Raw genomic sequence first — 25122 nt, 5'->3', positions numbered from 1 at the left:
CGACCGACCCGGAGGAGACATTCATGCCCAGCATTTTTGACCAGGATCTGCCCCGAACCGGGGCGAACCACGCGGCTCTGTCGCCGCTGTCATTCATCGAACGCGCAGCCGACGTCTACCCGACCCGCCTGGCCGTGGTGCACGGCGGCCTGCGCAGGAACTGGGCCGAGCTTTTCTCGCGCTGCCGGCAACTGGCCAGTGCGCTGAAGAAGCACGGCATAGGCAAGGGCGATACGGTGGCCGTGATGCTGCCCAACACGCCGCCGATGGTGGAGGCGCATTTCGGCATTCCGGTGACGGGTGCGGTGCTCAATGCGCTGAACACGCGGCCGGATGCCGAAACCATTGCCTTCATGCTGGACCACGGTGAAGCCAGGGTGCTCATCGTTGACCCGGAGTTTGCCGGTGTCATGAAAAAAGCGCTGGCCCTGCGCCAGGCCACCACGCCGCTGCTGGTGATTGACGTGCAGGACACGCTGTACGCCGGACCGGTGGAGCGCCTCGGCAGCATCTTCTACGACGAGTTTGTAGCCACCGGCGATGCGACCTTTGCTTGGCGCCTGCCGGACGACGAGTGGGACGCGATTGCGCTGAACTACACCAGCGGCACCACCGGCAACCCCAAGGGCGTGGTGTACCACCACCGCGGCGCAGCCATCAACGCGATCAGCAACATTCTTGAATGGGACTTGCCCAAACACCCGGTGTATTTGTGGACGCTGCCGATGTTTCACTGCAACGGCTGGTGTTTTCCGTGGACGGTGGCGGCGCGAGCCGGTGTCAACGTCTGCCTGCGAAAAGTCGAGGCGGGCGCCATCCTGGATTCGATCCGGACATATGGCGTGACCCACTATTGCGGCGCGCCCATCGTGCACGGCATGCTGGTCAATGCGCCTGATGAGATGAAGGTTGGCCTGCCGCGCGGCGTCAAGGCCATGGTGGCGGGCGCCGCGCCACCGGCCTCGATGATCGAAGGCATGGAGCGACTGGGTTTTGATTTGATTCACGTTTACGGCCTGACCGAAACCTATGGCCCGGCGACCGTGTGCGCCAAGGACGCGGCCTGGGGCGAGCTGGACATTGGCGAGCGGGCCCGCCTGAACGCGCGCCAGGGCGTGCGTTATCACTTGCAGCAAGGCGCCTGCGTGATCAACCCCGAAACCATGCAGCCTGTGCCGCAAGACGGCGAGACCATGGGCGAGATCATGTTCCGCGGCAACATCACGATGAAGGGCTACCTGAAGAACCCGAAGGCCACCGAGGAAGCTTTCGCTGGCGGCTGGTTCCACACCGGCGACCTGGCGGTGACTTACCCTGACGGCTACATTAAGATCAAGGACCGCAGCAAGGACGTCATTATTTCTGGCGGTGAAAACATCTCTTCCATCGAGGTCGAGGACGTGCTCTACCGCCACCCCGACGTGCTGGCTGCGGCCGTGGTGGCCAAGCCTGACGAGCGCTGGGATGAAACGCCCTGCGCCTTCGTTGAGCTGAAATCCGGCGCAGCCACTACGGCCGCCGACATCGTGGCGCACTGCAAAATGTACCTGGCGGGCTTCAAGGTGCCGAGAGCGGTCGTGTTTGGTGAATTGCCGAAAACCGCCACCGGCAAGATTCAGAAGTTCGAGCTGCGCAAGCAGGCGGGCTCGGCAGCGGCCATCGATGTGTGATGCCAGGGCGTCTGTGGCAGGTATATTTGCTATGATAAATATAGCTGCTGGCGCCCGTGCAATAAGGGTTTGAGGCAGTTTTTTATTGTTAAAAAATGACCTCACCAATGACTCCTGGCCCCAAAGCTGCCTATGTGATCCGCCACCCCGGCACTTTTGCCTTGAGGGTGCTGCTGGGTTTTCGCGCCAACCAGGGACTGCTGCTGGCCGGTGCCGTGGCTTATTACGCCTTGCTGTCCATCATTCCGCTGCTGATCCTGATGGCGATTGCACTGTCGCATGTGGTGGACCAGTCGGAGCTGCTGGAGGCGCTGGGCCGCTACATCGGCTGGCTAGCACCCGGGCAGTCCGACTTCATCGTCGGCGAGCTGAAAAATTTTCTGGCGCACCGCGAGCTGATGGGTTGGGTGCTGCTGATCACCATGCTGTTTTTCAGCTCGCTGGCCTTCACCGTGCTGGAAAACGCGATGTCGGTGATCTTTTTGCACCGAGTGGCCATTCGGCGCCGCCATTTTCTGGTGTCGGCCATCCTGCCCTATGTTTACATCCTGTGTCTGGGGGCCGGCCTGATTCTGGTCACGCTAGTCTCGGGCAGTTTTGCGGCGCTGGGCGACCAAAGTATCGAGTTTTTCGGCACCAGCTGGTCGCTCGATGGATTTTCCGGCGTGCTGCTCTACCTGCTCGGACTCGGCGGAGAGATTTTTGTATTGACCTCGGTCTACATGGTGATGCCGGTCGGCAAGCCGTCACTGCGCCACGCGCTGATAGGCGGCATCACGGCGGCATTGCTCTGGGAGGTGACGCGGCACCTGCTGGTCTGGTACTTCGGAACCCTGTCGCAGGTGGGCCTGGTGTACGGCTCGCTCACCACCTCCATCGTGGTGTTGCTCAGCCTGGAAATCGCGGCCACCCTGCTGCTGCTGGGCGCGCAGGTGATCTCGGAGTACGAGCGTGTAGGCACCGCGAAGCAGGATGCGCCGGCCGAGCCGATGCGAACGGGCTGAGTGAGGCCCGCAGTGTCATTCCATTCTTGATCCGGGATCCACGTGCATCAACTACTCTCGCGCATATGCCGGCGTGGATTGCGGATCAAGTCCGCAATGACAAAAAAGCTATAAAAATGGTAGCTGCATGCGCCAGTCGGTAAAGGGCGCAGACCACTTTTTACTTTGAATCACGCATCGTAGCTCGCCCGCTCCACCATGCGCTCAAGTGTGGTCACATCGCAGATCAGCATGCCGTCCGGATGCTTGACCACCAGGCCCAGCTTGGCCAGTGAAGACAGTTCGCGCGTAACCTGCTCGCGTGTCGTGCTGGCCCGCGCGGCGATGTCCGCGTGGCGTGGCGCGGGCTAACACGCAGGGGCCGGTCGGCTCCGCGCCGGCCTCGCGCGCCAGTCGGAGCAAGTCGGCGTGGATGCGGTTCACGACGCCCAAGGTGCTCAGTTCAATGACGGTCTCGGTCAGGCGGCGAATGAGCTGAACGAGGTGTTGGGTGAACCGTTCGGCGACGAGAGGGTTTTCGCGCAAGAGGGCGTTGAGATCCGGCGGCGTCATCACGGCGACGAGCACCTCCGTCAGCGCCACGACATCGACCGAACGCGGCCCGCCGTCAACGGCCGCGATGGCGCCGACTGTCTCGCCCTCGGCCAGGTCGCGGAAAGTGACCTGCCTGCCCGAGGCGGTGTAAACGGTTGCACGTACCCGACCCGAGATAAGAAAGCAGAGATCGCAACTCACTGAACTGCGCGTGATGACGGCCTGGCCGGCCTCATACCGCCGCCATGAACAGACGCGTGCCACGCGCTCAATCGCCTCGTCGGTCGGTGGCGAGCCACTCGTTTTGTAATCCTGTTCATGGCTGTTCTTTCGATGGTGGTTGAAGACAGCTGCAGCTTATGGCCGGAGGCGGGCAGACGGATGTGCGAAATCGTACGTGCCCGCGCAGATTGTTTGGGTGAGGGCGCGGACCGCGGTTGGTTGGGCGCTCAGATGGTTTCAGGCTACGCGCGAATCGGGACCTCCGGGCAATATGCGCGGGGTATGGCTGTGAAGGAACCCCCCCTTCAGGCCACCTGACTGGCGCGCCCGTCATCTTTGTGAGTGTGTTGTTAGCGGTCCCAGGGACGGCTGTGATCGTGTGGCCGGACGTCGCCCTAAGCGTGTTTGGCGATGGCGGCTAACTTCTGAAGGCCAGCCTATTCGCCCCTCGAACCAAGGTGCACCGGCGAAACGGAAAAAGAAAAACTGGCCGGCAAAGCCGCCGGCCAGCTTGATCTGCTATTAAAAATGTAGCTACTTGCGCCCGTGGAATATGGGCGCAAGTCGTTTTTTGCTCTCAGTCACCCATCACCACGCCTTCACGGCGCGGATCGGCGCCGCCCAGCAGCATCGGTGTGCCATGTGCCTGGCCGCGGGCAATCGCCTGCAGGCCGCTGGTCATGTTCATCTCGCGCACTTCTGCACCACGGGATTTCAAAGCCTCGACGGTGTCTGGCGAGAAACGTTTTTCTTCCAGCAGCGTCGGGCCGTTGAGTGAGGCGAAGTTGGGCAGGTTGATCGCCTGCTGCGGCATCATTCCCCAGTTCAGAACGCCGTACAGCGTCTTGGCGGTGTAGTGAATGATCAGCGCACCGCCCGGGCTGCCGCCGCTCATCACGAGTTGGCCGGTGGCTTTGTCAAACACCAGCGTAGGTGCCATGGACGAACGCGGCCGCTTGTTGGGCTGAACGCGGTTGGCAACTGGTTTGCCGTCAGCGTCGGTGGGTGCGTAGCTGAAGTCGGTCAACTCGTTGTTGAGCAGGAAGCCTCGGACCATCTGGCGTGAGCCAAACGCGTCTTCAATCGTCGTGGTCATGGCCACGGCATTGCCATAGCCATCGACGATGCTGATGTGCGAGGTGCCGTACTCGGGCTGGTCGGGCATGGGTGCGTAGGCAAGTTTCACCGTGCCGGGAACGCCCGGTTTGGCGGTTTTCATGCTTTGACCGTTAGGCTCCTGCGCGATCAGCTTGGCGCGCTCCGCCAGGTAGGCGGGTGCCAGCAGGCTCATCCAGCTGCCGCCCGGAGGCTGCACAAAGTCTGGGTCGCCCAGGTACTGCGCGCGGTCGGCAAAGGCCAGGCGCGAGGCCTCGGTGTACAGGTGCAGCCAGTCGGCGGACGGTGCGGCTCCGACGGTGCCTGGGACGCCGCCTGATCCTGTGCCCAGCGGCAGCTTGGCTGCGTTGGTGTTGTTCAGAATGCCGAGAATTTGCCCAACAGCAATGGCGCCTGAGCTGGGGGGCGGCATGCCGCAGATGCGGTAGTCGCGTGCTTGGGCTCGGTAGTCGTGGCAGATCGGGTCGCGCGTTTTGACCTGGTAACCCGCCAGGTCGGCCATGCTCAGCTTGCCAGGGTTGGTCGGGTGTTTTTGCACCTTGTCGACGATGGCTTGCGCAACCTCGCCTTCAAGCAAACCTTTGGAGCCGCTGGCGGCAATTTTCTTCAGCACGTCGGCCAGCGGCTGGTTGCGCAGTCTGGTGCCCACATCGAGGGGCTCACCGGTGGGCTTGTAAAAATAGGCCGCCGCAACCGGGTCTTTTTTCAGATGTGGCTCGGTCTTGAGCAGGGTGGCCAGGCGCGCACTGACCGTGAAGCCGCCTTCGGCCAGCGTGATGGCCGGCGCAAACAACTGCGCCCATGGCAGCTTGCCGTGCTGCTTGTGCGCCATCTCCAGCATACGTACGGTGCCCGGCACGCCGACAGAGCGGCCGCCGACCACGCCGTCGATAAACGCCATCGGTTTGCCATCGGCGCCGATGAAGAGTTTTTCGTCGACCGCCGCAGGTGCGGTTTCGCGGCCGTCGAAGGCCTCGACCTTGCTGCCACTGGAGTGCAGCAGGAAAGCGCCGCCGCCGATGCCGCTTGATTGCGGCTCGACCAGTGTGAGCACCATCTGCACGGCAATGGCTGCGTCAATGGCTGAGCCGCCGGCTTTGAGGACCTGGTAGCCAGCGTCGGTGGCCAGCGGGTTGGCGGCAGCGACGGCATATTTGGTGGTGGCCCAACCGGGTTTGTCGGTGTAGCCGGAGGAGCCTTCAGGCTGCAGATATTTGTTGCCCCGTGCTACCTCGTCGGCGGGGATCTGGTAGCTGAAGTTGGAGGGCGCTGAGGCGCAGGCCGCAAGCAGGGCGGCCGCGGCGAGGGCGGTGAAGACGGGTTTTTTCATGTCCCTGACTCCTGCCGATGGGCCTCAAACGTGGCATACGCTCCCTTGGAGAGCAACAAACAAATGAAACGGGGGCCCATAGAATCTCCTGTGTTGTGGTCGGCAAGGTGCGCAGGCTCGCGGCCTGCAGCGCTCACTATACGAGCCTGGGCGCCGGTCCACAATGCAGGCAAGCAGAATTAACTCTTCCATGGAATTTCACAATCTCGACGACCTGCGCGTGCTCTTGGCCATCGCCGAGACCGGAGGCCTCACAGCCGCCGGCAAGCGCTGCGGCCTTAGCACGGCTGCCGTTAGTGCCGCTCTCAAGCGGCTGGAGAAGTCAATTGGTGTGCTTCTGTTCGAACGCACCACGCGCTCAGTGCGGCCCACCACAGAGGGCGAGGTCATGATCGACCATGCGCGGCGAGCGCTGGAACTGGTGTCCGAAGGTCAGGCGCTGGTGCGGGTGGGCACGCACGGTCTGACCGGAACTATCCGTATCACGGTGGCGGCGGCGCTGGCGCGCGAGATGCTGGCCTGGTGGCTGGCTGAATTCGCCAAGTCCAACCCCGGCATCAGCATCGATCTGCAGGTCAGTGATGCCCAGCTGGACTTGGTGCGCGAGGGCATCGACATGGCGCTGCGCAACGGGCCGCTGGCCGACTCCAGCCACACAGCGCGGCTGTTGGCGCCGGCACAACGTGTGGCCTGCGCCAGCCCGGCTTATCTGGCAGAGCGTGGCACGCCAGTTTCTCCGTGCGAGCTGGCGCAGCATGAGTGCCTGGTCTATCACGTACGCGGCCACCGGCTGGATACCTGGCATTTCAAAGCCGATGGCGCGCCAATGGATGTGCGGGTGCGGGGGCGCTTGTCTTGCAACGACGCCTCCATCGCCCAACAATGGGCGGTGGAAGGCAGAGGCATTGTTTACCAAGCGGAACTGGGTTTGACAGCGGCGCTGGCTTGCGGCGCACTGGTGCGGCTGTTTCCCGGGTATCAGGGTGAGCCCGCACCCCTTTACGTTGTGCTGCCCAGCAGGCGTTATGTGCCAGCGCGGGTGACCGAAGTCATCGACCGGCTGGCCGCGCTGTTCGAGGAAAAGCTGGCAGCCGTGCGTACGGGGGCTTAGCGCGGCGCCAGGCGAATCGCGCCGTCAAGGCGAATTACCTCGCCGTTGAGCATGTCGTTTTCAAAGATGTGCTGCGCCAGTTTGGCGTAATCTTGCGGCGTGCCTAGACGGCTGGGGAAGGGCACCGATGCCGCCAGCGAGTCCTGCACCTCCTGCGGCATACCGAACATCATCGGTGTGCCGAAGATGCCGGGGGCGATGGTCATGTTGCGGATACCGTTGCGTGCCAGGTCGCGCGCGATGGGCAAGGTCATGCCAACAATGCCGCCCTTGGAGGCGCTGTAGGCGGCCTGGCCGATCTGGCCGTCGTAAGCCGCAACGGATGCGGTGGAAATCATCACGCCGCGCTCGCCGGTGGCTTCGGGCTCGTTCTTGCACATCGCGTCAGCGGCCAGGCGAATCATGTTGAAGCTGCCGATCAGGTTGACCATGATGGTTTTGCTGAACACGTCGAGCTTGTGCGCGCCGTTCTTGCCCACGGTTTTTTCCGCGGGCGCAATGCCGGCACAGTTGACCAGGCCCATCAATTTGCCCATGGACACAGCCTTGGCGACGACAGCCTGGCCGTCGGCTTCCTGGCTGACGTCGCACTTGACGAAGGCCCCGCCGATGTCTTTCGCAATTGCTTCGCCTTTTTCAACCTGCATGTCGGCGATCACGACCTTGCCGCCTTCGGCTGCCAGCATGCGTGCCGTGCCTTCGCCCAGGCCCGACGCGCCGCCGGTGACGATGAATACTTTGCCTGCGATGTCCATGAGAATTCCTTAGGAAGTGTGAAAGGGAGAGGGGCGTTGGGGAGTTGACGTGAACGTCAACGTCAACACGGATTATCGGGCATAAAAAAAGCCCAACCATCGATCAATGGTCGGGCTTTTCGATAGGCGGATGCCCTTTCAAACAGGCGCCGCGGGTTCGGCTCCGCCGGCCCGCAGGCGCAGCGCCCCCTTGGGGGGCAGAGAGCTACGCGCAGCGAGCGAACGTGGGGGCTTTATTTGTACCCGACACGGTCCAACATCTGCTGCACCTTGACCTGGTTTTTCGCCACAACACCGAGCGGGATGGTTTCGGACTTGAAGTTGGCGCCGCCCATGGCGGCGATGGCCGGGTTGTTGACGGTCACGCCTTTGCTGGCCGGGAACTCGTTGTTGCCATTGGCGAAGTAGTCCTGGGCAAAGGGGCTGGACAGGAACTCCATGAACTTGACGGCGTTGGCCGTGTTCTTGGCATGTTTGGCGACGGCCGCGCCAGCGATGTTGACGTGGGTGCCGGTGGTGGCCTGGTTCGGGAACATGACCTTGACCTTCTGCATTACAGCCTTGTCATCGATCTTGTCGGACTTGATCAGCCGGGCGACGTAATAGGTGTTGGTCAATGCCACGCCGCATTCGCCAGACGCCACGGCCTTGATCTGGTCGGTGTCGCCGCCCTTGGGCGCACGCGCCATGTTGGCGACCACGCCCTTGAGCCATTCCTCGCCTTTGGCATCGCCCAGGCGTTCGACCACGGTGGAAAACAGCGACAGGTTGTAGGGGTGCGAGCCGGAGCGGGTGCAGAGCAGGCCCTTGAGCTTGGGGTCGGCCAGTTTTTCGTAAGTGTCGACGTCGGTGGCCTTGACGCGTGCCGGGTCATACACGACCACGCGGGCGCGCGTCGAAAAGCCGGTCCAGGTCACGCCGTCAGCGGTGGGAGAGGCGCGCAAATTGGCCGGAATGGCGGTGTCCAGCACCTTGGACTTGATCGGCTGGAACATGCCCTGGGCATCTGCCGAGGCGAGGCGGGCGGCGTCCACCAGCAGGATCACGTCGGCGGGAGAAGCGGCGCCCTCGGCCTTGAGTCTTGCCAGAATGCCGGCGTCGTCGGCGTCCACGCGGTTGATTTTGATGCCGGTGGTACGGGTAAAGGCCTCGTACATGCCTTCGTCGGTCTGGTAGTGGCGTGCAGAATACAGGTTGACCTGCTCTTGAGCACTGGCGATGCTGACAGCGCTGAACAGGGTGGTGGCTGCGAGCGCGGCTACGGCCAGGGAGGATGCGTTTTTGAACATGGAATCAGTTAAATGAAGTGGCGGATATCTGGATGTTAATACAAACAAGAATTGATCTCAATCGCAAGACCTGTGGGGCGGCGAGGGCATGGCTTGCGGCAGCGGTGCTCTGCCGTGCGGTGCTGGCCGCGCTGGGGACAACAACCGTGCTGCTGCTGGGCGGGTGTGCGACAACCGGAACTGGCGTGCCCCCGGCGGCCCCTGTGGCCTCGGCCAAGCCGGTCAAAATCGGCCTGGCGCTGGGTGGCGGCGCGGCGCGCGGGTTCGCGCATGTCGGTGTGATTGCCGCACTGGAAGAAGCCGGCCTCAAGCCCTCGCTGGTGGTCGGCACCTCGGCCGGCAGCCTGGTTGCCGCGTTGTATGCCAGTGGCCAAACCTCTGCACAACTGCAGCAGACGGCGTTGACCATGGAGGAGGTAGCCATCACCGACTGGATGCTGCCCATCTTCGGGCGCGGCATGCTTCGCGGCGAAGCGTTGGCCCGCTACGTGAACGGGCTGGTGGCAGGGCGGCGGATGGAAAACATGGCGATCCCGCTGGGCATAGTCGCCACCGACCTCCATAGTGGGCAGGCCATGCTGTTCCAGCGTGGCGACACCGGCACGGCGGTGCGTGCGTCCAGTTCCGTGCCGGCGGTGTTTGTACCCGTGAAGATCAATGGCCGCGAATATGTGGATGGCGGCCTGGTCTCGCCGGTGCCGGTGCGTTTTGCGCGGCAGATGGGCGCCGACCTGGTGATTGCCGTGGACATCTCGGCTCCGCCCGAGGCCAACCCGGCCGATGGCACCTTGCAGATCCTGCTGCAGACCTTTGCCATCATGGGCAAAAGCATCAACCATTATGAGCTCAAGGACGCGGATGTGCTGGTGCAGCCTTCGCAGCTTGGCCTCAAAAGTGCGGACTTCTCGGCGCGCCAGCGCGCCATGGATGCGGGGCGCGCCGCCATGCTCGCCGCACTGCCAGCCCTGCGTGCCCGGCTGGCCACGCTGCAGACCCGTTGATGCTACGTTTTTGATAGCTGGTGACGCATTCGGGACGGGGGCCAGAGGCCAAAATGACCAAAAAAAAGCCCGCTCTTGCGATCAGGCTTTAAGGGGTCCGTGAACTGATTTCTGGAAGGACCCGAGGAGACAACTGGCAGGGGCTTGCCCTTGACGGGAATCAGCTGGCGTTGCCGCCGGCGAATTCAAGCCCCGTAAAAATCAGCGCTTTTTCGAAGCGGTCTTGGAAGCGTTCACGGCGGTGTTGGTCACAGCGGTGAAGTTGGCTTCAGCCATGTCGGTGGCTTGTTTGACGGCTTTCTGCATGGATTCGACAGCGTTGTTGGCGGCAGCCACGGCGCTTTTCATCACGGCAACGGCGGTTTCGGAACCGGCAGGTGCATTTTTGGAAGCGCTGTCGACGAGGCCCATGAATTTGGCCTGGGCTTCGGCAGCCTGGCCCTCGAAGGACTTGCCGACTTCAGCACCAGTAGCGGTGGCGATGTCATACAGGTGACGGCTGTAGGCAGCGGTCTTTTCAGCCAGAGGCTGGAACAGGCCGGCTTGCAGGGCCAGTAGTTCCTGTGCGTCCTTGACGCCCATCAGCGACTGGGTGTGGTTGGCGGACTCAGCCAGGGCAGCCTTGGAGGCCTGGACATTGAGTTCAACCAGTTTCTCGACGCCTTCGAAAGCCTTGCTGGTCAGACCAAACAGGGTTTCGATGTTTGCTTTGTGGGAAGCCATGATTTGTTCAGCGGTCAACATATTTAAATCTCCGATATAGGTAGTTAATGATTTCAAATAGTTGCGCTGCTGGACAATCTGCTGGTTTGCTTTTGTCGATTGCTGCACTGCAACATGACTCAAGTATAGGGATTACCCGGGCGTTTGCAAGGTGTTTTTGCTGCAGTGCAGCATATTAGGGGTGAGGCTCTATCTGGCACGCTGATGTTTCGCCCTGTGGCTGAGCTGACAGGGGCCGCCAAAGACGAACTTTCCGCCTTGTGGCCACAATGCTCCCCTTTCGCCGGGCTTTCGAATCCATCCGATCCATGCAAGCTTTCTACGCCGACCACTTCGTGTTGCCCTTGCCGGACGGGCACCGTTTCCCCATGGGCAAGTACGCGCGCCTGCGTGATCGCGTGGCGCTCGAACTGCCGCAGGTACGGCCGGGTGTGGCGCTGCCGGTCAGCGACGGTGAACTGGCGCTGGCGCACGACCCGGCTTATATCCAGGCCGTGGTGGACGGCAGCCTGAGCGCTGCGGCCATGCGCGAGATCGGTTTCCCCTGGAGCGCTGCCATGGTGGAGCGCTCGCGCCGCTCGGCCGGTGCCACGGTGGCTGCTGCGCGCGTCGCCATGGGCTTGGGCGGCCAGCCGGCGGAGGGGATGGCCGCCAACATGGCCGGCGGCACCCACCATGCGTCGGCGTCCAAAGGCAGCGGCTTTTGTGTGTTCAACGACGCCGCCATCGCCGCACGGCTGATGCAGGTAGAGCATGCGCGGCTGCGCCGCAGCGGGCAGCCTCCACTGCAGGTTGCCATCATCGACCTCGACGTGCACCAGGGCAACGGCACGGCCAGCATTTTCAGCCGCGACCCGAGCGTGTTCACGCTGTCCCTGCACGGCCAGAAGAACTTTCCCTTCCACAAGGAGGCCAGCGACCTGGACGTGGAACTGCCCGACGGCTGCCGCGATGACGCCTATCTGCACGCGCTGGGACTTGCGATGGACGAACTGGACCGGCGGTTTTCACCGGGTCTGGTGATATACCTCGCTGGCGCTGACCCGCACGAAGGCGACCGCTTGGGACGACTCAAACTGAGCTGGGATGGTCTGGAGGCGCGTGACCGGCGCGTCTTCGACTGGGCCTTCCGGCGCCGCATCCCGCTGGCGCTGGCCATGGCCGGTGGGTATGGCGTCAACATTGAGGACACGGTTCAGGTGCAGGTCAATACCTTCCGGGCTGCGCTGGAGTACTGGCAACATTGGCGGGCGCTGGCAAAATAGCGGCGATGAATCCCCCCTCGCGCCCACAAGCTGAGCCCCGCAGCGCCTATCCCGTATTCCGCCCCATCGGCACACGCTGGTCAGACAACGATGTTTATGGCCACGTCAACAACGTCGTGTACTACAGCTGGTTCGACACCGCCGTCAATGGCTATCTGATCGAGTCCGGGGCCATCGACATCCATGCGGGCGCGGTGATCGGCCTGGTGGTTGAAACCCAATGCAATTACTTTGCGCCGCTGGCCTTTCCCGACCCTGTCCACGCCGGCATCCGCGTGGCGCAGGTGGGCAAGTCCAGCGTGCGTTACGAAGTCGGCCTGTTCTCCGGAAACCCCGCGGATCCGTCCGCAGAACTGACTGCGGCCAAGGGGCATTTCATTCATGTCTACGTCGACAAACAGACGCGTCGGCCCGTCGCCTTGCCTTCCCAACTCCTGTCAGCACTGGAACAACTCAAGTGACCGAAACCCTGAACGCCGTGGACGCGGCCATCGACAGCCGCATGTCGACCCGGGCCTTTTTGCCCACACCGGTTGCACGCGAAACGCTGGAACATCTGTTGACGCTGGCCAGCCGCGCGCCGTCCGGAACCAATACCCAGCCCTGGAAGGTCTATGTGCTGCAAGGCGCCAGCCGCGACGCGTTGGTGGGCAAGGTCTGCAGCGCGCACGACGCCATCCGCGCCAACCCGGATCTGGCGGCGCAGTACCCGGAGGAGTACCCCTACTACCCTGAAAAATGGGTCTCGCCCTACATCGACCGGCGCCGCGAGAACGGCTGGGGCCTGTACGGCCTGCTCGGCATCGGCAAGGGCGACAAGGACAAGATGCATGCCCAGCATCACCGCAACTTCACGTTTTTCGACGCGCCCGTGGGCCTGATGTTCACGCTGGACCGCGTGATGGGGCGTGGCAGTCTGGTGGACTACGGCATGTTTTTGCAGAACCTGATGGTGGCTGCGCGTGGCCATGGGCTGCACACCTGCCCGCAGGCCGCCTGGAATGGCTTTTCCAGCATCATCCTACCGCACGTGGGCGCCGGACCGGATGAAATGCTGGTCTGCGGCATGGCGCTGGGTTACGCCGATGACAGCGCCTTGGTCAACACCTTCCGCACCCCGCGCGTGAGCCCGCGGGAATTCACGACCTGGCTGGACTGAATAGCCCCCACGCTTGCCTTGCCTGTGCTGCGCTGCCGCCCATGAGGGCGCTGCCCTTGCAGGGCGCCACGCCGCCAGAGGCGGCGTATCTGAAGGCTGTCCAAGCCCGCGCAGGCGGGCTCGGAGCCGCAGCCTGCGGCCCGGCGGAGCCGGAACCGCGGCCCCGGCTTGTATGGAAAACCAACGCTAGCCGGTAGGTGGGCTCTAGCGGGTAAAGTCAGGGGTTCGCGCAACCGCGCAACTAACTCACATTTTGAAAGAGCAATCATGGCATTGACCACCACACCGTCCGGCCTCCAATACGAAGACACCGTGCTCGGCACCGGCGCGATCGCCAAGGCCGGCCAAAACGTCCGTGTGCATTACACCGGCTGGCTGTACAACGATGGCGTGCAGGGTGCCAAGTTTGATTCGAGCAAAGACCGGGGCGATCCGTTCCAGTTTTCACTGGGCGCCGGCCAGGTCATCAAGGGCTGGGACGAGGGCGTGCAGGGCATGTCGGTGGGCGGCACGCGTCGCTTGGTGATCCCGGCCGAACTCGGCTACGGTGCCCGCGGCGCCGGCGGCGTGATTCCGCCTAACGCCACGCTGCTGTTTGAGGTTGATTTTCTGGGTTGATTTTTTTTGATTGCACGCGGGCCGGGCATTTCCAGAGATTCATTTTTTTGGGATGAAGTGCAAGGCGCGCCGCGCGCAGCAACCGGAACGTACTTGGGGTACGTGAGGATTGCGAGCACCGCCGAATGCAAGGTGTTCGCTGGTGCTCAGTGCAGCAATTCGCCCGAAAAATGAATTTACGGATGTGCCGATGATCATTACCAGCCTGCTTGACACTGACCTGTACAAATTCACCATGATGCAGGTCGTGCTGCACCAGTTTCCCGGTGCGCAGGTCGAATACCGTTTCAAGTGCCGCAACGCGGGCGCGGCCGGCATGGGTGACCTGGCGCCGTATGTCCGCGAGATCCGCGAAGAGATACGCTTGCTGTGCAGCCTGCAGTTCCAGGACGCCGAACTGGCTTACCTGCGCGCCATGCGCTTCATCAAGAGTGACTTCGTCGATTTCCTCGGCCTGTTTCGCCTCAACGAAAAATACGTCAGCGTTACCGCGCTGCCGTCCGGTGAGATCGAAGTGGTGATCGAAGGCCCCTGGCTGCACACCATCCTGTTCGAGATTCCGGTGCTGGCCATCATTAACGAGGTCTACTTCCGGAACACGCAAAAGCTGGCCGACGTGATGGAAGGGCGCAAGCGCCTTGACACCAAGATCGGGCAACTCAAGGCCAACGGACTGGCCGAGCTGAAGATCGCCGACTACGGCACACGCCGCCGCTTTGGCAAGGCTTGGCATGAAGAGGTGTTGCGGACCCTGAGCGCGCGCTTGGGTACCGGCTCCAACGGCCAGTTTGCGGGCACCAGCAATGTGCTGTTTGCCATGAAACTTGGGCTGACGCCGCTGGGCACCATGGCGCACGAGTATTTGCAGGCCTGCCAGGCCCTCGGACCGCGGCTGCGCGACAGCCAGGTGTTCGGTTTCGAGTCCTGGGCGAAGGAGTACCGTGGCGACCTGGGCATTGCGCTCAGCGATGTTTATGGCATGAGCGCCTTCCTGCGCGACTTCGACATGTATTTCTGCAAGCTGTTCGACGGCGCGCGCCATGACAGTGGCGACCCCTTCCAGTGGGGCGAACGCATGCTGGCGCATTACGCCAAAAATCGCGTCGATCCCAAAACCAAGACCCTGATCTTCAGTGACGGCCTGACGGTGCCGCGCACCGTGGAGCTGTATTCGCAGTTCAAGGGACGCTGCCAGCTGGCTTTCGGCATAGGCACCAACCTGACGAATGACCTCGGTTACGAACCGCTGCAGATCGTCATCAAGATGGTGCGCTGCAATGGCCAGCCGGTGGCCAAGCTGTCGGACACGCCGTCGAAAAACATGTGTGACGACGAGAAATACCTGGCCTATCTGCGTCAGGTTTTTGACATCGCCTCACCGGGATAATTGAGGGTCGGGGGCTGACCCTGCTTCTTGAACTTCGGAGATACCATGAAAAAATCACGCTGGGCCGCTGTCGCGGCTTTGGTTCTGGTCTGGCCGGGGCTGGCCCTGGCGGCCGACTTCGACGGCAGCCAGCTCTCGCCGCTGTGGGGCGTGCCCTTTGCCGGCCTGCTGCTGTCCATCGCGCTGATGCCCTTGCTGATGCCTGCCTTCTGGCATCACCATTTCGGCAAGGTGGCCGCCGCCTGGACGCTGGCATTTTTCATTCCCTTTGCCGTGATGTTCGGGCCCTCGGTGGCCGGTATCAGCCTGGTGCATGCGCTGGTGGCGGAGTACATCCCGTTCATCATCCTGCTGACGGCGCTGTTCACCGTCGCCGGCGGTATTTTTATCCGCGGCAATCTGCACGGCAGTCCCGCGCTCAACGCAGGCCTGCTGCTGATCGGTGCCGTGCTGGCGAGTTTCATGGGCACCACCGGCGCCTCCATGCTGATGATCCGGCCACTGATCCGCGCCAATGACAACCGCAAGCACAGCGCGCACATCGTGGTGTTTTTTATCTTCATCGTGTCCAATGCCGGCGGCTCACTGACGCCGCTGGGTGACCCGCCGCTGTTCCTCGGCTTCCTGAAGGGCGTGGATTTTTTCTGGACCCTCAAGCACATCTTTCCGGAAACCCTGTTCCTGATCGGCAGCCTGCTCGTAATTTTCTACCTGCTGGACAACTGGTTTTATCGCAACGAGGGTGTGCAACCGGTGGACCCGACGCCTGACACCCAGCGGCTGGGCTTCGACGGCGCCTTTAACTTCGGTTTGTTGGCGGGTATCGCCGGTCTGGTACTGCTCAGTGGTTTCTGGAAGTCGCCCGTGGTGTTCGACATCTACGGAACCGAAGTCGGACTGCCGGGCTTGGTGCGCGATGCCGGGCTGATTGCGATCACGCTGCTGTCGCTCAAGCTCACCGCCGACAAGGTGCACGAGGACAATCAGTTTTCCTGGGGTCCGATGGCCGAGGTTGCCAAGCTGTTCGCCGGTATCTTTCTAACCATCATCCCGGTGATTGCCATGCTCAAGGCCGGTACCAGCGGCCCATTCGGCGCCGTGGTGTCCCTGGTCACGCGGCCGGATGGACAGCCCGACCCCGCGATGTACTTCTGGGCTACTGGCGCCTTGAGTTCTTTTCTCGACAATGCGCCGACCTACCTGGTGTTCTTCAATACCGCCGGCGGTGATCCGCAGGCGTTGATGGGTGCGCTGGCGCCGACGCTGGCAGCCATTTCAGCCGGTGCGGTGTTCATGGGCGCCAACACTTATATCGGCAATGCGCCCAACCTGATGGTCAAGGCGATTGCCGAGGACCGCGGCGTTAACATGCCCAGCTTCTTCGGCTACATGGCCTGGTCAGGCGCGGTGCTGATTCCCCTGTTTGTCGTGATGACCTTCATCTGGTTCAAATAGGAAATACATCATGAGCAAACCCAAGATTCTCGTCGCGCGCGCGATTTTCCCCGAAGTCATCAGCCGCCTGGAGCAGCACTTCGAGGTCGAGGCCAACCAGTCCGACGCCATCTGGTCCAAGGCCGAGCTGGCGGAGAAGCTGAAGGACAAGGACGGCGCCTTCACCACGGGAGGAGACCGCATTGATGCCGAAGTGCTGGCCGCCTGCCCGCGCTTGAAGATCTGCGCCAACATGGCGGTGGGGTACAACAACTTCGACATCGACGCCATGACCGCGGCCGGTGTGCTGGCCACCAACGCGCCGGACGTGCTAACCGAAACCACTGCCGATTTTGGTTTTGCGCTGCTGATGGCAACGGCGCGCCGCGTCACCGAGAGCGAGCATTTTCTGCGCGCTGGCAAATGGGGCAAATGGAGCTACGACATGTTCGCCGGCTCGGACATCCATGGCAGCACGCTGGGTATTTTGGGCATGGGCCGCATCGGGCAGGGCATTGCCAAACGGGGTGCCCACGGTTTTGGGATGAAGGTGATTTACCACAACCGTTCGCGCCTTGATGTCACGCTGGAAGCCGAATGCAAGGCCAGCTACGTGAGCAAGGAAGATCTCTTGAGAACTGCCGACCATGTGGTGCTGGTGCTGCCGTATTCGCCTGCCTCGCACCACACGATTGGCGCGGCCGAGCTGGCCATGATGAAACCCACCGCAACGCTGGTGAACATCGCGCGCGGCGGCATAGTGGACGATGCCGCGCTGGCCCAAGCCCTGCGCGACAAGACCATCGCCGCCGCCGGTCTCGACGTGTTTGAAGGAGAACCCAAGGTGGATCCCGACCTGCTCACCGTGCCCAACGTGGTGATGACGCCGCACATCGCCAGCGCCACCGTGCCGACGCGCCTGGCCATGGCGAATCTGGCGGCTGACAACCTGATCAGTTTCTTCAAGGACAAAAAACCACTGACACCGCTGAACCCCGCGGTGCTCGGTGGGTAAGGACTCGTCTTGATTGAATTGTGGGTGCTCATCGGCCTGGCGCTGGCCATTCTGGTGGCCGTCATCGTGCTGCTGGTGCGCAAACCCGCTTTGCAGGACAACGGTCGCGCCGAGTTGCTGGCCGCCAGCGAGCGGCTGGAACGCGAGCTGCGGCGCGAGATTAGTGAATCCTCACGTGGCGCGCGCCAGGAGATGACGCACAGCCTGGCGACCTTCCAGGAGACTCTGGTCAAACAGGCCGCCGAAGCGACGCGGACCCAGAACACGCAAATTGACGCCTTTGGTCAGCAGCTCGCACTGCTGCAGAAAACCCTTTCGGACACCCTGAGTACTCAGTTGCAGGCTGTCAGCGAATCGAACGCCAGGCGCATGCTGGAAGTTCGCGAGACGCTGGAGCAGCAACTCGCGCAACTTCAGCAGACCAACGCGGCCAAGCTCGACGAGATGCGCAAGACCGTCGACGAAAAACTGCAGACCACGCTGGAGACGCGCCTGGGCGAAAGCTTCAAGCAGGTGGCCGACCGGCTCGAACAGGTGCACAAAGGCCTGGGCGAGATGCAGTCGCTGGCGGTGGGGGTGGGCAACCTGCAGCGCGTGCTGACCAATGTCAAGACGCGCGGTGTGTTTGGCGAGGTGCAGCTCGAAGCCCTGCTTGAGCAGGTGCTCACGACTGACCAGTACGCCAAGCAGGTCGAGACCAAACCGCGCAGCGGACAGCGCGTGGACTTTGCGATTCGCTTTCCCGGCCGTGGCGATGACGGCTCGCCGGTGTGGTTGCCGATTGATGCGAAGTTTCCGCGCGACGACTACGAACGCCTGCTCGACGCGCATGAACGCGTGGACCCCGCCGCGGTCGAATTGGCCGGCAAGGCGCTGGAAGCGCGTATCCGCAGCGAGGCCAAGTCGATTGCTGAGAACTACCTAGCAGCGCCCCATACGACCGACTTTGCGATTCTTTTTCTGCCGGTCGAAAGCCTGTATGCTGAAGTGCTGCGCCGGCCCGGCCTGATGGACGCCATCCAGCGCCAGCACCGCGTGACGCTGGCCGGGCCGACGACCTTGCTGGCCATGCTCAACAGCCTGCACATGGGTTTTCGCACGCTGGCGCTGGAACAGCAGGCCTCGGAGGTCTGGAAGGTGCTGGGCGCCGTCAAGACCGAGTTCGAGCGGTATGGCGAATGGGTGGCACGCATCAAGGAGCAGGTGGCCAAGGCGTCCGACACCCTGGACAAGGCTGACACCCGCGCCAAGCAGATGCGGCTGGCCCTGCGCAAGGTCGAGGCTCTGCCTGATGCCGAATCCCAGACCCTGCTGCCGCCGGTGGCTGATGCCGACGGACTGGATGATTGATTCGAGATGCTACTGATTTGATAGCTGATCACGCCCGAAGGACGGGGGCTGGAGCCTGATTTGATCACTATTTTATGACCCCTGAGCTGGCCCGCCTGATTTTTGCGCAGGTCTGCCTGCACGCCTGCATGGCCGGCACCCGCATGGCCGCGCCCTTGCTGGCGCTGCGCGAGGGTTACAGTCCGGCGGCAGTGGGTGTGTTGCTGGCCATGTTTGCGTTGACGCAGGTTTTCCTGGCCCTGCCGGCCGGGCGGTTTGCCGACCGCCACGGCCTCAAGCGCCCCATGGGCTACAGCGTCGTTGCCGCCATGCTGGGCGCCGGGATGGCGGTCGCATACCCGGTTTTCCCCGTGCTGTGCCTGGCCGCGCTGCTCACTGGTGGCGCCACCGGCGTCGCGGTGATTTCACTGCAGCGCCATGTGGGGCGGGCGGCAGAGGGGGCGCTGCAACTGCGGCGCGTGTTCAGCTGGTTGTCCATCGGGCCGGCGGTCTCCAACTTCGTCGGTCCCTTCGCAGCCGGGCTGCTCATTGACCACGCGGGCGCCTTGCCCAACAGCACCACCGGTTATCGCGCGGCCTTTTTCCTGATGGCGGTGTTGCCACTGGCTAGTTGGTTGCTGGTGCGGCCCACGCGCGAGCTGGCCCCGGTGGTCGCGCCGCCGGGAAGCGCGCCGCCCAGGGCTTGGGACCTTCTGCGCGATCCGGCTTTTCGCCGGCTCATGCTGGTGAACTGGTTTCTGTCGTCTTGCTGGGACGTGCACACTTTTGTGGTGCCCGTTCTGGGCTTTGAAAAAGGCATCAGCGCCTCAGTGATCGGCTCCATCCTTGGCGCGTTTGCCGTGGCCGCGGCCGCCATCCGCATGGTCATGCCCTTGCTGGCCGCGCACCTGCGCGAGTGGCGCGTGCTGGTGGGCGCGATGCTGATGACTGCCGTATTGTTTGCTGTTTACCCATTCATGGGCACGGCGCTGGGCATGGGTGTGTGTTCGGTGCTGCTGGGTTTTGCGCTGGGCACGGTTCAGCCCATGATCATGAGCATGCTGCACCAAATAACGCCGGAAGCGCGACACGGCGAGGCGCTGGGCCTGCGCCTGATGGCTATCAACGCGTCCAGCGTGGTGATGCCCCTGCTGTTCGGCACTATGGGCGCCGTGATCGGCATCGCCGGCGTGTTCTGGGCTACCGGCGCATTGGTGGGTGCGGGCGCGCGTGCCGCTTGGGGATTGCGGCCGGCAGACGCGCAGTAGGTGCGCCGCGGGTTGCGGGCCCGCGATTGTCAGCGGCAACCCGGTTGGTCGCCGAAGATTGCCTGCCAGGCGGTGCGATCGTGTGCGGGCAGCATCGCATATTGCGGATGGGTGCGAGCGAACTCCGCGAGCCTCACCACCTGGGCGTCCGCCGACAGGGGATCGTGATCGGCGAAGGTCCTCAGAGCGGCGCTTTTGGGCAGAGACCTGGCGATGGCCTCATTGACAAACGCCGCGTCTCCCACATGGAAGATTCGCCGCTCGCCCGAATGGATGAACACGCCCACGCTGCCCGGCGTGTGACCCGCCAGCGGCACGATCACGATACTCCCGTCGCCGTATAGGTCGAAGCTGCGTTCGAATCCAAGGAATGGCTTGGTCGCAAACTCCAGCGTCTGCATGCGATGCGCAAGCGCCCGGATGTTCGACGCGGGAACGATATCCGGCTGCGCCGCTTGGACCTGCAGGTAGCCGCGCTCCGCCGCAGACAGCAGCACGGGCACGTGCGGCAGGTCGACTGCGCCGGCCATGTGGTCGTAGTGGCCGTGGGTGGGAATAATGTAGCGAAGCTCTTGAGGCGTGATGCTGGCAGCGCCCAGCGCCTGAGGCGCGTTGGTGCGCCAGGCCAGGCTGCCCAGCACCCGGCGCGCTACCGCAGCCTTCATCGGATGCAGTTCGTCCATCTCTTGCGCGGCCGCAGCGCTCCAACCCGCGTCGATCAGCACGTTGCCTGACGGATGCCGAACCAGGAGGCCGGACGTGGTGTTGTGCCAGACCGCGGCAGTAGCGCCGGCGGCCCCGAGCGCACCTGGCGCGTCGCCGCGCGCGAACTCCACCCAGCAGAGCGGGCTGTCAGGTACGCCGCTACCGACCCCGGCACAGCCGCTCATGAACAGTGCGATGCCGGCCATCAACGCCGCCTGCCGACCGGATGCAAAAAATGCGTCACTGCGCATGTTGCACCTGTGCCTTTGCTTTCGCGGTAGCCGCCGCGATCCGCGACGCCACCTGATTTTCGAGCAGGCGGGTATTCCAGTACACCTGCGCCTCGTACATGCGGTTATCGCGCAGCCGCATCACGTCCATGCCTTCCCAACTGAGCGGCGCGCCCGCAACGGTGGCCGTAGCCCGCCATTCGATCATCACGGTGTCGCCGGTCAAACCCCAGCGCAGCACAGCCAGCCGCAGGTCGGGCAACCGCGCAAGCACTTGCGCGAAATGCGCGACAACGCCTTCGCGGTCGGCCGGCTGCGTCATGGGCGGGATAAGGTTGCGGGTGTCCTCGTGCATCAGATCCCGGAGCCCTTCAGCGTCACCGCGTTGCCACTGCGTCTCGAATCGAGATACCAAGTCGCGTGCAGCGACCACCTGCTGGGGGGTGGGCGGCTGGTAGCCGCGCGGGCGCGCGTTGGGAAGACTTGTCGACGTCATAAAAACTCCTTCGCCGGTCTTGCATTCGGATACTTTCCAAATTTGACATACCAACGGTATTTATAATAACGATAGTATTAATAAAGTCAAGCGGTATGCTTACGGCTACATGGACAACACCCGAACCCGCCGTGAGGAATATGCCGAGGCCACTCGCGCGGCATTGCTTGAAACTGCGGGCGGGATGTTTGCCGCCGAGGGTTTTCATGCGACCGGCATCGAGGGCATTGCCCGAGCCGCGCGCGTTACGCGCGGAGCGCTGTACCACCACTTCACCGACAAGAAGGCGCTGTTCGAGGCTCTGGTGGTGGAATTGCAGGAACAGGTGGCCCTGCGCGTGCGTGATTTGGCCTCGGTCGAGCGCGACCCGCTCCAGCAGATGAAGGTGGGCGTGGCAGCTTTCCTCGACGAGTGCAGCGAGCCCGCTTACCGCCGCTTGGTGATTGAAGACGCGCCGGCCGTGCTGGGGACGCGGCGCTGCCGAGAGATCGAGGACGCGAGTGCTATCGGGCTTCTAGTTGCGGCCGTAGCGGGGCTGAAGAAAGCCGGCGTGCTGAATGTTGCGAATGCCGAAGTCGCGGGCCGAATGATTGGCGCCATGATTTGCGAGGCGGCGTTGTTGATGGGGTATGCAGCAAAGCCGACCGAACTCAAGCGCCAGGCGGTCAAGTTGGTTTCGGAGATGGTCGACGCGCTGCGCGTGCGGTAGATGCGCGAGGCTAGAGCTGGTAAAAGGTCTTGATGGCATCCCAGGCAACCTGCGGATCGTCGACGTATTCGAACAGCTTGAGGTCTTCCGGCGAGATCGCGCCTTCCTCGATCAGTACATCAAAGTTGAGCAGGCGTTTCCAGTAGTCTGAGCCGAAAAGGATGATGGGCACCGGCTTGGCCTTGCGGGTCTGCACCAGGGTGATGACTTCGAACAACTCATCGAGCGTGCCGAAGCCGCCCGGAAAAGCCACCAGCGCCTTGGCCCGCATCATGAAATGCATCTTGCGCAGCGCGAAATAGTGAAACTTGAAGCTCAGCGAGGGCGTGACGTAGGGGTTGGAGCTTTGCTCATGCGGCAGGGCAATGTTCAGTCCCACGGTGGGCATGTTCATCTCATGGGCGCCGCGGTTGGCCGCCTCCATGATGCCCGGGCCGCCGCCGGTGCAGATGAAAAGTTGTTCGGCCGGGGGTCGGTTTTTGCAGTGGGTCGCAACCATGCGCCCGAACAAGCGCGCTTGTTCGTAATAGTGCGCGTTGCGCACATGCCGCTCGGCCAGCGCCATGGCCTGCGCATCGCCGCTTTCTCGGGCCAGCTTCAGCGCTGCTTCGGCCTGTTCAGGCGCCGGAAAACGGGCGCTGCCAAAAACCACGATGGTGTTTTCAATGCCTTGGGCTACTTGCTCAACGTCGGGTTTGAGCATTTCGAGCTGGAAGCGGATGCCGCGCGTCTCGCGGCGCAGCAAAAACTCGGGGTCGGCAAACGCGAGCCGGTAGGCGTCGGCTTGCAGCGGGTTGCCCCGGTCGGCATGGGACTGCAGCTCGGCCCAGGCGTCGGCGAGGCGGTTCTCTTTCAGGTCTTGGGTGTTTTCCATGGCTGCATTGTCCATGAAGGGAAGGCCGCACCCGCTTGCCCACAAAAAAGGCTCCACAGGGGAGCCTTGTAGCGGGGAGCGGGCAGGCTCAGACGCGTTTGCGGTATTCGCCGGTGCGCGTGTCGATCTCAACCAGATCGCCCTGGGCCACAAAAATCGGCACACCGATCTCAAAACCTGTGGCCAGCTTGGCCGGCTTGAGCACCTTGCCGGAGGTGTCGCCCTTCACGGCCGGCTCGGTCCAGGTGATTTCGCGCTGCACGCTGGTTGGGAGCTCGACCGAGATCGCCTTGCCGTCGTAAAACACGACTTCGAGTTCCATGCCGTCCTGAAGGTAGTTCAGCGAGTCGCCCATGTTTTCGGCCTCGACTTCGTACTGGTTGTAGTCGGCGTCCATGCAGATGTACATCGGGTCGGCGAAGTAGGAGTAGGTGCAGTCTTTCTTGTCGAGAATGACCTGGTCCACCTTGTCGTCGGCCTTGAACACCTGCTCGGTGTTGAAGTTGGCGATCAGGCTCTTGAGCTTCATGCGCACGGTGGCGGAATTGCGGCCGCCGCGGCTGTATTCGGTCTTGAGCACAACCATCGGGTCCTTGCCGTGCATGATGACGTTGCCGGCGCGTATTTCCTGAGCGATTTTCATAACAGTTCTTACTTGAGTCTGGGCCGCGAAACGCTGGCCGGGGCGGCTGGTTCTGCAGCGGGTTGTGCGGCCGGCCCGGTCGGGACTCTCCGCAAAGCCCTTGATTTTAGCTTTTTTTTGCCACAAACCCGAGCAGCTGGCTGCCCAGGTCGGGCTGGCCCAGCAGCTCCTGCCGCGCTGTGCGGACACACTCGGACCAGGCTTGAGAGTCCATGGCCGGCAGATCAGGCCTCTGGCCGTTCCAGGCCAGGTGAAAAGCGCGCAGTGAGGGCGGCGCGTTCAAGCTGTCCAGAAAAGCCTGCAGCTTGGCTTGATGCGCCTGGTCATCCTGCGGGTAAATCTGCCAGACAAAGGGCTTGCCGGCCCAGAGCGCACGTACCACCGAGTCCTCGCCGCGCACGAAGTTCAGGTCGCAGGCCCACAGCAGATGGTCGAAATCGGTCTGGGCCAGCAGGGGCAGATATGAAATTGATAGCAGCTTGCGCTTGTCCATCAAGGGTTGAAGCCCATTTTCATTCATCAACACGGCCTTGATCGCCGCGGCGCCTCGGCCGGCCGCCACCAGCAGGCGAACCGGCTCGCCGGCCAATCCCTCGCGCGCAAACTGGTGCAGCAGCCTGGTCAGTGCAGGGGGCTCATAACAGAACAGGCTGACCAGTTTGACGCCCGACCCATCAATATCCTGCGCTTGCAGCCAGGCCTTCCGGCCGAAGGCAGCCTGCCGCTGCACCAGGTCTTGTTCGCGCAGCAGGCCGCCGGTGGCCGCCGTCAACCCCGGGTAAAAAAACCATTTGGTCCAGCCGGCGGCAGCACCGTGTTGCACTGGCGAGGGCAGGCCGTGGCAACGCTCCACATAAGGCTCGGCGGACAGGTATTCGAGGTTGATCCATACGGGAATTTGGGCTCCAGCCCTTTGCTGGTCTGCGCAAGCAGCTATGAATTCAGGAGCAACCTCACAACCGAAGGCTTCCACCAGCACCTCGCAGGGCGCGCTGTCCAGGCGCAGCAGGTTCAGGCCCAGCGGCTCCAGCCACGGCAGCACGGTGACGCCCGCATGCCGGTCGGGCGCCATCCATTCGAGCGCCGAGGCATCATCGACCCACAGCCGCACCTGCTGGCCGCGCGCAGCGAGGTCGGCGCTGAGCCGCCAGCAGACACCGATGTCGCCATGGTTGTCGATCACTTTGCAAAATATGTCCCACTGCCGGCTGCGATTCATTTCCGGATTGTCCACA

At 62.8% G+C, this 25122-nt stretch carries 24 protein-coding genes and 1 pseudogene; 14 read left to right on the top strand and 11 right to left on the bottom strand.

The window, feature by feature from the left end; translation table 11 throughout:
* Positions 1 to 23 precede the first annotated feature (23 nt).
* The gene (locus H0W47_RS04135; protein WP_296921123.1) at positions 24 to 1670 is read left to right on the top strand and encodes an acyl-CoA synthetase; all 1647 of its coding nucleotides are present in this window, start codon (positions 24 to 26) and stop codon (positions 1668 to 1670) included.
* Positions 1671 to 1765: 95 nt separating this feature from the next.
* On the top strand, positions 1766 to 2674 hold the full coding sequence (locus H0W47_RS04130; RefSeq protein ID WP_296921121.1) for a YihY/virulence factor BrkB family protein: 909 nt from the start codon (positions 1766 to 1768) through the stop codon (positions 2672 to 2674).
* A gap of 170 nt (positions 2675 to 2844) precedes the next feature.
* Here the strand turns inward: H0W47_RS04130 and H0W47_RS18620 are convergent, their stop codons facing one another.
* The 3 genes and pseudogenes from H0W47_RS18620 to ggt form a co-directional block, all read right to left on the bottom strand.
* Positions 2845 to 2955 carry a hypothetical protein gene (locus tag H0W47_RS18620; RefSeq protein ID WP_367265082.1) on the bottom strand — a complete coding sequence of 37 codons (111 nt, stop codon included), beginning with the start codon at positions 2953 to 2955 and terminating at the stop codon, positions 2845 to 2847.
* Positions 2956 to 3199: 244 nt separating this feature from the next.
* A pseudogene (locus tag H0W47_RS18615) lies at positions 3200 to 3472 on the bottom strand (cyclic nucleotide-binding domain-containing protein); the annotation flags it as partial.
* A gap of 535 nt (positions 3473 to 4007) precedes the next feature.
* Positions 4008 to 5876, bottom strand: coding sequence for a gamma-glutamyltransferase (gene ggt, locus H0W47_RS04120; protein WP_296921116.1), 1869 nt, complete (start codon positions 5874 to 5876; stop codon positions 4008 to 4010).
* Positions 5877 to 6066: 190 nt separating this feature from the next.
* On the opposite strand from ggt, the gene H0W47_RS04115 reads away from it, so the two are divergent.
* Complete coding sequence (locus tag H0W47_RS04115; RefSeq protein ID WP_296921113.1) at positions 6067 to 6987, top strand: LysR family transcriptional regulator; 921 nt, start codon at positions 6067 to 6069, stop codon at positions 6985 to 6987.
* Here H0W47_RS04115 and H0W47_RS04110 read toward each other — a convergent pair.
* Together H0W47_RS04110 and H0W47_RS04105 are read right to left on the bottom strand one after the other, a co-directional pair.
* On the bottom strand, positions 6984 to 7742 hold the full coding sequence (locus tag H0W47_RS04110; protein WP_296921111.1) for a 3-hydroxyacyl-CoA dehydrogenase: 759 nt from the start codon (positions 7740 to 7742) through the stop codon (positions 6984 to 6986). The genes H0W47_RS04115 and H0W47_RS04110 overlap by 4 nt on opposite strands.
* A 233-nt stretch (positions 7743 to 7975) precedes the next feature.
* Complete coding sequence (locus tag H0W47_RS04105) at positions 7976 to 9031, bottom strand: extracellular solute-binding protein (RefSeq protein ID WP_296921109.1); 1056 nt, start codon at positions 9029 to 9031, stop codon at positions 7976 to 7978.
* A gap of 32 nt (positions 9032 to 9063) precedes the next feature.
* On the opposite strand from H0W47_RS04105, the gene H0W47_RS04100 reads away from it, so the two are divergent.
* Positions 9064 to 10032 carry a patatin-like phospholipase family protein gene (locus tag H0W47_RS04100; protein WP_296921107.1) on the top strand — a complete coding sequence of 323 codons (969 nt, stop codon included), beginning with the start codon at positions 9064 to 9066 and terminating at the stop codon, positions 10030 to 10032.
* A 201-nt stretch (positions 10033 to 10233) separates the two neighbouring features.
* Here the strand turns inward: H0W47_RS04100 and H0W47_RS04095 are convergent, their stop codons facing one another.
* Entirely contained in the window at positions 10234 to 10776 is a 543-nt protein-coding gene (locus tag H0W47_RS04095; protein ID WP_296921105.1) for a phasin family protein, read from the bottom strand.
* 287 nt (positions 10777 to 11063) lie between these two features.
* Between H0W47_RS04095 and H0W47_RS04090 the strand changes: the two genes are divergently transcribed.
* From H0W47_RS04090 to H0W47_RS04050, 9 genes are all read left to right on the top strand, one after another.
* Positions 11064 to 12020 carry a histone deacetylase gene (locus H0W47_RS04090; RefSeq protein ID WP_296921103.1) on the top strand — a complete coding sequence of 319 codons (957 nt, stop codon included), beginning with the start codon at positions 11064 to 11066 and terminating at the stop codon, positions 12018 to 12020.
* A 5-nt stretch (positions 12021 to 12025) separates the two neighbouring features.
* Positions 12026 to 12481 carry a thioesterase family protein gene (locus H0W47_RS04085; protein WP_296921101.1) on the top strand — a complete coding sequence of 152 codons (456 nt, stop codon included), beginning with the start codon at positions 12026 to 12028 and terminating at the stop codon, positions 12479 to 12481.
* 41 nt (positions 12482 to 12522) lie between these two features.
* A complete protein-coding gene (locus tag H0W47_RS04080; protein WP_296921174.1) occupies positions 12523 to 13179 on the top strand; it encodes a nitroreductase in 657 nt (218 codons plus the stop codon).
* Positions 13180 to 13446: 267 nt separating this feature from the next.
* The gene (locus H0W47_RS04075; RefSeq protein WP_077591948.1) at positions 13447 to 13797 is read left to right on the top strand and encodes an FKBP-type peptidyl-prolyl cis-trans isomerase; all 351 of its coding nucleotides are present in this window, start codon (positions 13447 to 13449) and stop codon (positions 13795 to 13797) included.
* Positions 13798 to 13987: 190 nt separating this feature from the next.
* The gene (gene pncB, locus H0W47_RS04070; protein WP_296921100.1) at positions 13988 to 15184 is read left to right on the top strand and encodes a nicotinate phosphoribosyltransferase; all 1197 of its coding nucleotides are present in this window, start codon (positions 13988 to 13990) and stop codon (positions 15182 to 15184) included.
* 45 nt (positions 15185 to 15229) lie between these two features.
* On the top strand, positions 15230 to 16639 hold the full coding sequence (locus H0W47_RS04065) for a sodium:proton antiporter (protein ID WP_296921099.1): 1410 nt from the start codon (positions 15230 to 15232) through the stop codon (positions 16637 to 16639).
* Positions 16640 to 16649: 10 nt separating this feature from the next.
* Positions 16650 to 17633: a D-glycerate dehydrogenase gene (locus tag H0W47_RS04060; protein ID WP_296921098.1), complete on the top strand. Its 984-nt coding sequence runs from the start codon at positions 16650 to 16652 to the stop codon at positions 17631 to 17633.
* A gap of 12 nt (positions 17634 to 17645) precedes the next feature.
* The gene (locus tag H0W47_RS04055) at positions 17646 to 18983 is read left to right on the top strand and encodes a DNA recombination protein RmuC (protein ID WP_296921171.1); all 1338 of its coding nucleotides are present in this window, start codon (positions 17646 to 17648) and stop codon (positions 18981 to 18983) included.
* 74 nt (positions 18984 to 19057) lie between these two features.
* Positions 19058 to 20230: an MFS transporter gene (locus H0W47_RS04050; protein WP_296921097.1), complete on the top strand. Its 1173-nt coding sequence runs from the start codon at positions 19058 to 19060 to the stop codon at positions 20228 to 20230.
* Between the two features lie 29 nt (positions 20231 to 20259).
* On the opposite strand, the gene H0W47_RS04045 is transcribed toward H0W47_RS04050, so the two are convergent.
* Positions 20260 to 21186: an MBL fold metallo-hydrolase gene (locus H0W47_RS04045; RefSeq protein WP_296921096.1), complete on the bottom strand. Its 927-nt coding sequence runs from the start codon at positions 21184 to 21186 to the stop codon at positions 20260 to 20262.
* Complete coding sequence (locus tag H0W47_RS04040; protein WP_296921095.1) at positions 21176 to 21661, bottom strand: nuclear transport factor 2 family protein; 486 nt, start codon at positions 21659 to 21661, stop codon at positions 21176 to 21178. Before H0W47_RS04040 ends, H0W47_RS04045 begins: the two co-directional genes overlap by 11 nt.
* 109 nt (positions 21662 to 21770) lie before the next feature.
* On the opposite strand from H0W47_RS04040, the gene H0W47_RS04035 reads away from it, so the two are divergent.
* Positions 21771 to 22370 carry a TetR/AcrR family transcriptional regulator gene (locus H0W47_RS04035; protein ID WP_296921094.1) on the top strand — a complete coding sequence of 200 codons (600 nt, stop codon included), beginning with the start codon at positions 21771 to 21773 and terminating at the stop codon, positions 22368 to 22370.
* Between the two features lie 10 nt (positions 22371 to 22380).
* On the opposite strand, the gene H0W47_RS04030 is transcribed toward H0W47_RS04035, so the two are convergent.
* The 3 genes from H0W47_RS04030 to earP all read right to left on the bottom strand — a co-directional run bounded on the left by H0W47_RS04030 (position 22381) and on the right by earP (position 25106).
* Positions 22381 to 23244, bottom strand: coding sequence for a TIGR00730 family Rossman fold protein (locus tag H0W47_RS04030; protein ID WP_296921093.1), 864 nt, complete (start codon positions 23242 to 23244; stop codon positions 22381 to 22383).
* Positions 23245 to 23332: 88 nt separating this feature from the next.
* A complete protein-coding gene (gene efp / locus H0W47_RS04025; RefSeq protein ID WP_296921091.1) occupies positions 23333 to 23887 on the bottom strand; it encodes an elongation factor P in 555 nt (184 codons plus the stop codon).
* Positions 23888 to 23993: 106 nt separating this feature from the next.
* A complete protein-coding gene (earP, locus tag H0W47_RS04020; protein ID WP_296921088.1) occupies positions 23994 to 25106 on the bottom strand; it encodes an elongation factor P maturation arginine rhamnosyltransferase EarP in 1113 nt (370 codons plus the stop codon).
* Between the last annotated feature and the right edge of the window lie 16 nt (positions 25107 to 25122).

Source organism: Polaromonas sp. (genome assembly GCF_013817205.1).
Taxonomy (GTDB): domain Bacteria; phylum Pseudomonadota; class Gammaproteobacteria; order Burkholderiales; family Burkholderiaceae_C; genus Polaromonas.
This window is presented reverse-complemented; position numbering and strand designations above follow the sequence as displayed.

Coding starts and splice junctions, on each gene's coding strand:
- H0W47_RS04135 (WP_296921123.1), top strand. CDS start 24: ATGCCCAGCATTTTTGACCAGGATCTGCCCCGAACCGGGGCGAACCAC.
- H0W47_RS04130 (WP_296921121.1), top strand. CDS start 1,766: ATGACCTCACCAATGACTCCTGGCCCCAAAGCTGCCTATGTGATCCGC.
- ggt (WP_296921116.1), bottom strand. CDS start 5,876: ATGAAAAAACCCGTCTTCACCGCCCTCGCCGCGGCCGCCCTGCTTGCG.
- H0W47_RS04115 (WP_296921113.1), top strand. CDS start 6,067: ATGGAATTTCACAATCTCGACGACCTGCGCGTGCTCTTGGCCATCGCC.
- H0W47_RS04110 (WP_296921111.1), bottom strand. CDS start 7,742: ATGGACATCGCAGGCAAAGTATTCATCGTCACCGGCGGCGCGTCGGGC.
- H0W47_RS04105 (WP_296921109.1), bottom strand. CDS start 9,031: ATGTTCAAAAACGCATCCTCCCTGGCCGTAGCCGCGCTCGCAGCCACC.
- H0W47_RS04100 (WP_296921107.1), top strand. CDS start 9,064: ATGTTAATACAAACAAGAATTGATCTCAATCGCAAGACCTGTGGGGCG.
- H0W47_RS04095 (WP_296921105.1), bottom strand. CDS start 10,776: ATGTTGACCGCTGAACAAATCATGGCTTCCCACAAAGCAAACATCGAA.
- H0W47_RS04090 (WP_296921103.1), top strand. CDS start 11,064: ATGCAAGCTTTCTACGCCGACCACTTCGTGTTGCCCTTGCCGGACGGG.
- H0W47_RS04085 (WP_296921101.1), top strand. CDS start 12,026: ATGAATCCCCCCTCGCGCCCACAAGCTGAGCCCCGCAGCGCCTATCCC.
- H0W47_RS04080 (WP_296921174.1), top strand. CDS start 12,523: ATGTCGACCCGGGCCTTTTTGCCCACACCGGTTGCACGCGAAACGCTG.
- H0W47_RS04075 (WP_077591948.1), top strand. CDS start 13,447: ATGGCATTGACCACCACACCGTCCGGCCTCCAATACGAAGACACCGTG.
- pncB (WP_296921100.1), top strand. CDS start 13,988: ATGATCATTACCAGCCTGCTTGACACTGACCTGTACAAATTCACCATG.
- H0W47_RS04065 (WP_296921099.1), top strand. CDS start 15,230: ATGAAAAAATCACGCTGGGCCGCTGTCGCGGCTTTGGTTCTGGTCTGG.
- H0W47_RS04060 (WP_296921098.1), top strand. CDS start 16,650: ATGAGCAAACCCAAGATTCTCGTCGCGCGCGCGATTTTCCCCGAAGTC.
- H0W47_RS04050 (WP_296921097.1), top strand. CDS start 19,058: ATGACCCCTGAGCTGGCCCGCCTGATTTTTGCGCAGGTCTGCCTGCAC.
- H0W47_RS04045 (WP_296921096.1), bottom strand. CDS start 21,186: ATGCGCAGTGACGCATTTTTTGCATCCGGTCGGCAGGCGGCGTTGATG.
- H0W47_RS04040 (WP_296921095.1), bottom strand. CDS start 21,661: ATGACGTCGACAAGTCTTCCCAACGCGCGCCCGCGCGGCTACCAGCCG.
- H0W47_RS04035 (WP_296921094.1), top strand. CDS start 21,771: ATGGACAACACCCGAACCCGCCGTGAGGAATATGCCGAGGCCACTCGC.
- H0W47_RS04030 (WP_296921093.1), bottom strand. CDS start 23,244: ATGGAAAACACCCAAGACCTGAAAGAGAACCGCCTCGCCGACGCCTGG.
- efp (WP_296921091.1), bottom strand. CDS start 23,887: ATGAAAATCGCTCAGGAAATACGCGCCGGCAACGTCATCATGCACGGC.
- earP (WP_296921088.1), bottom strand. CDS start 25,106: ATGAATCGCAGCCGGCAGTGGGACATATTTTGCAAAGTGATCGACAAC.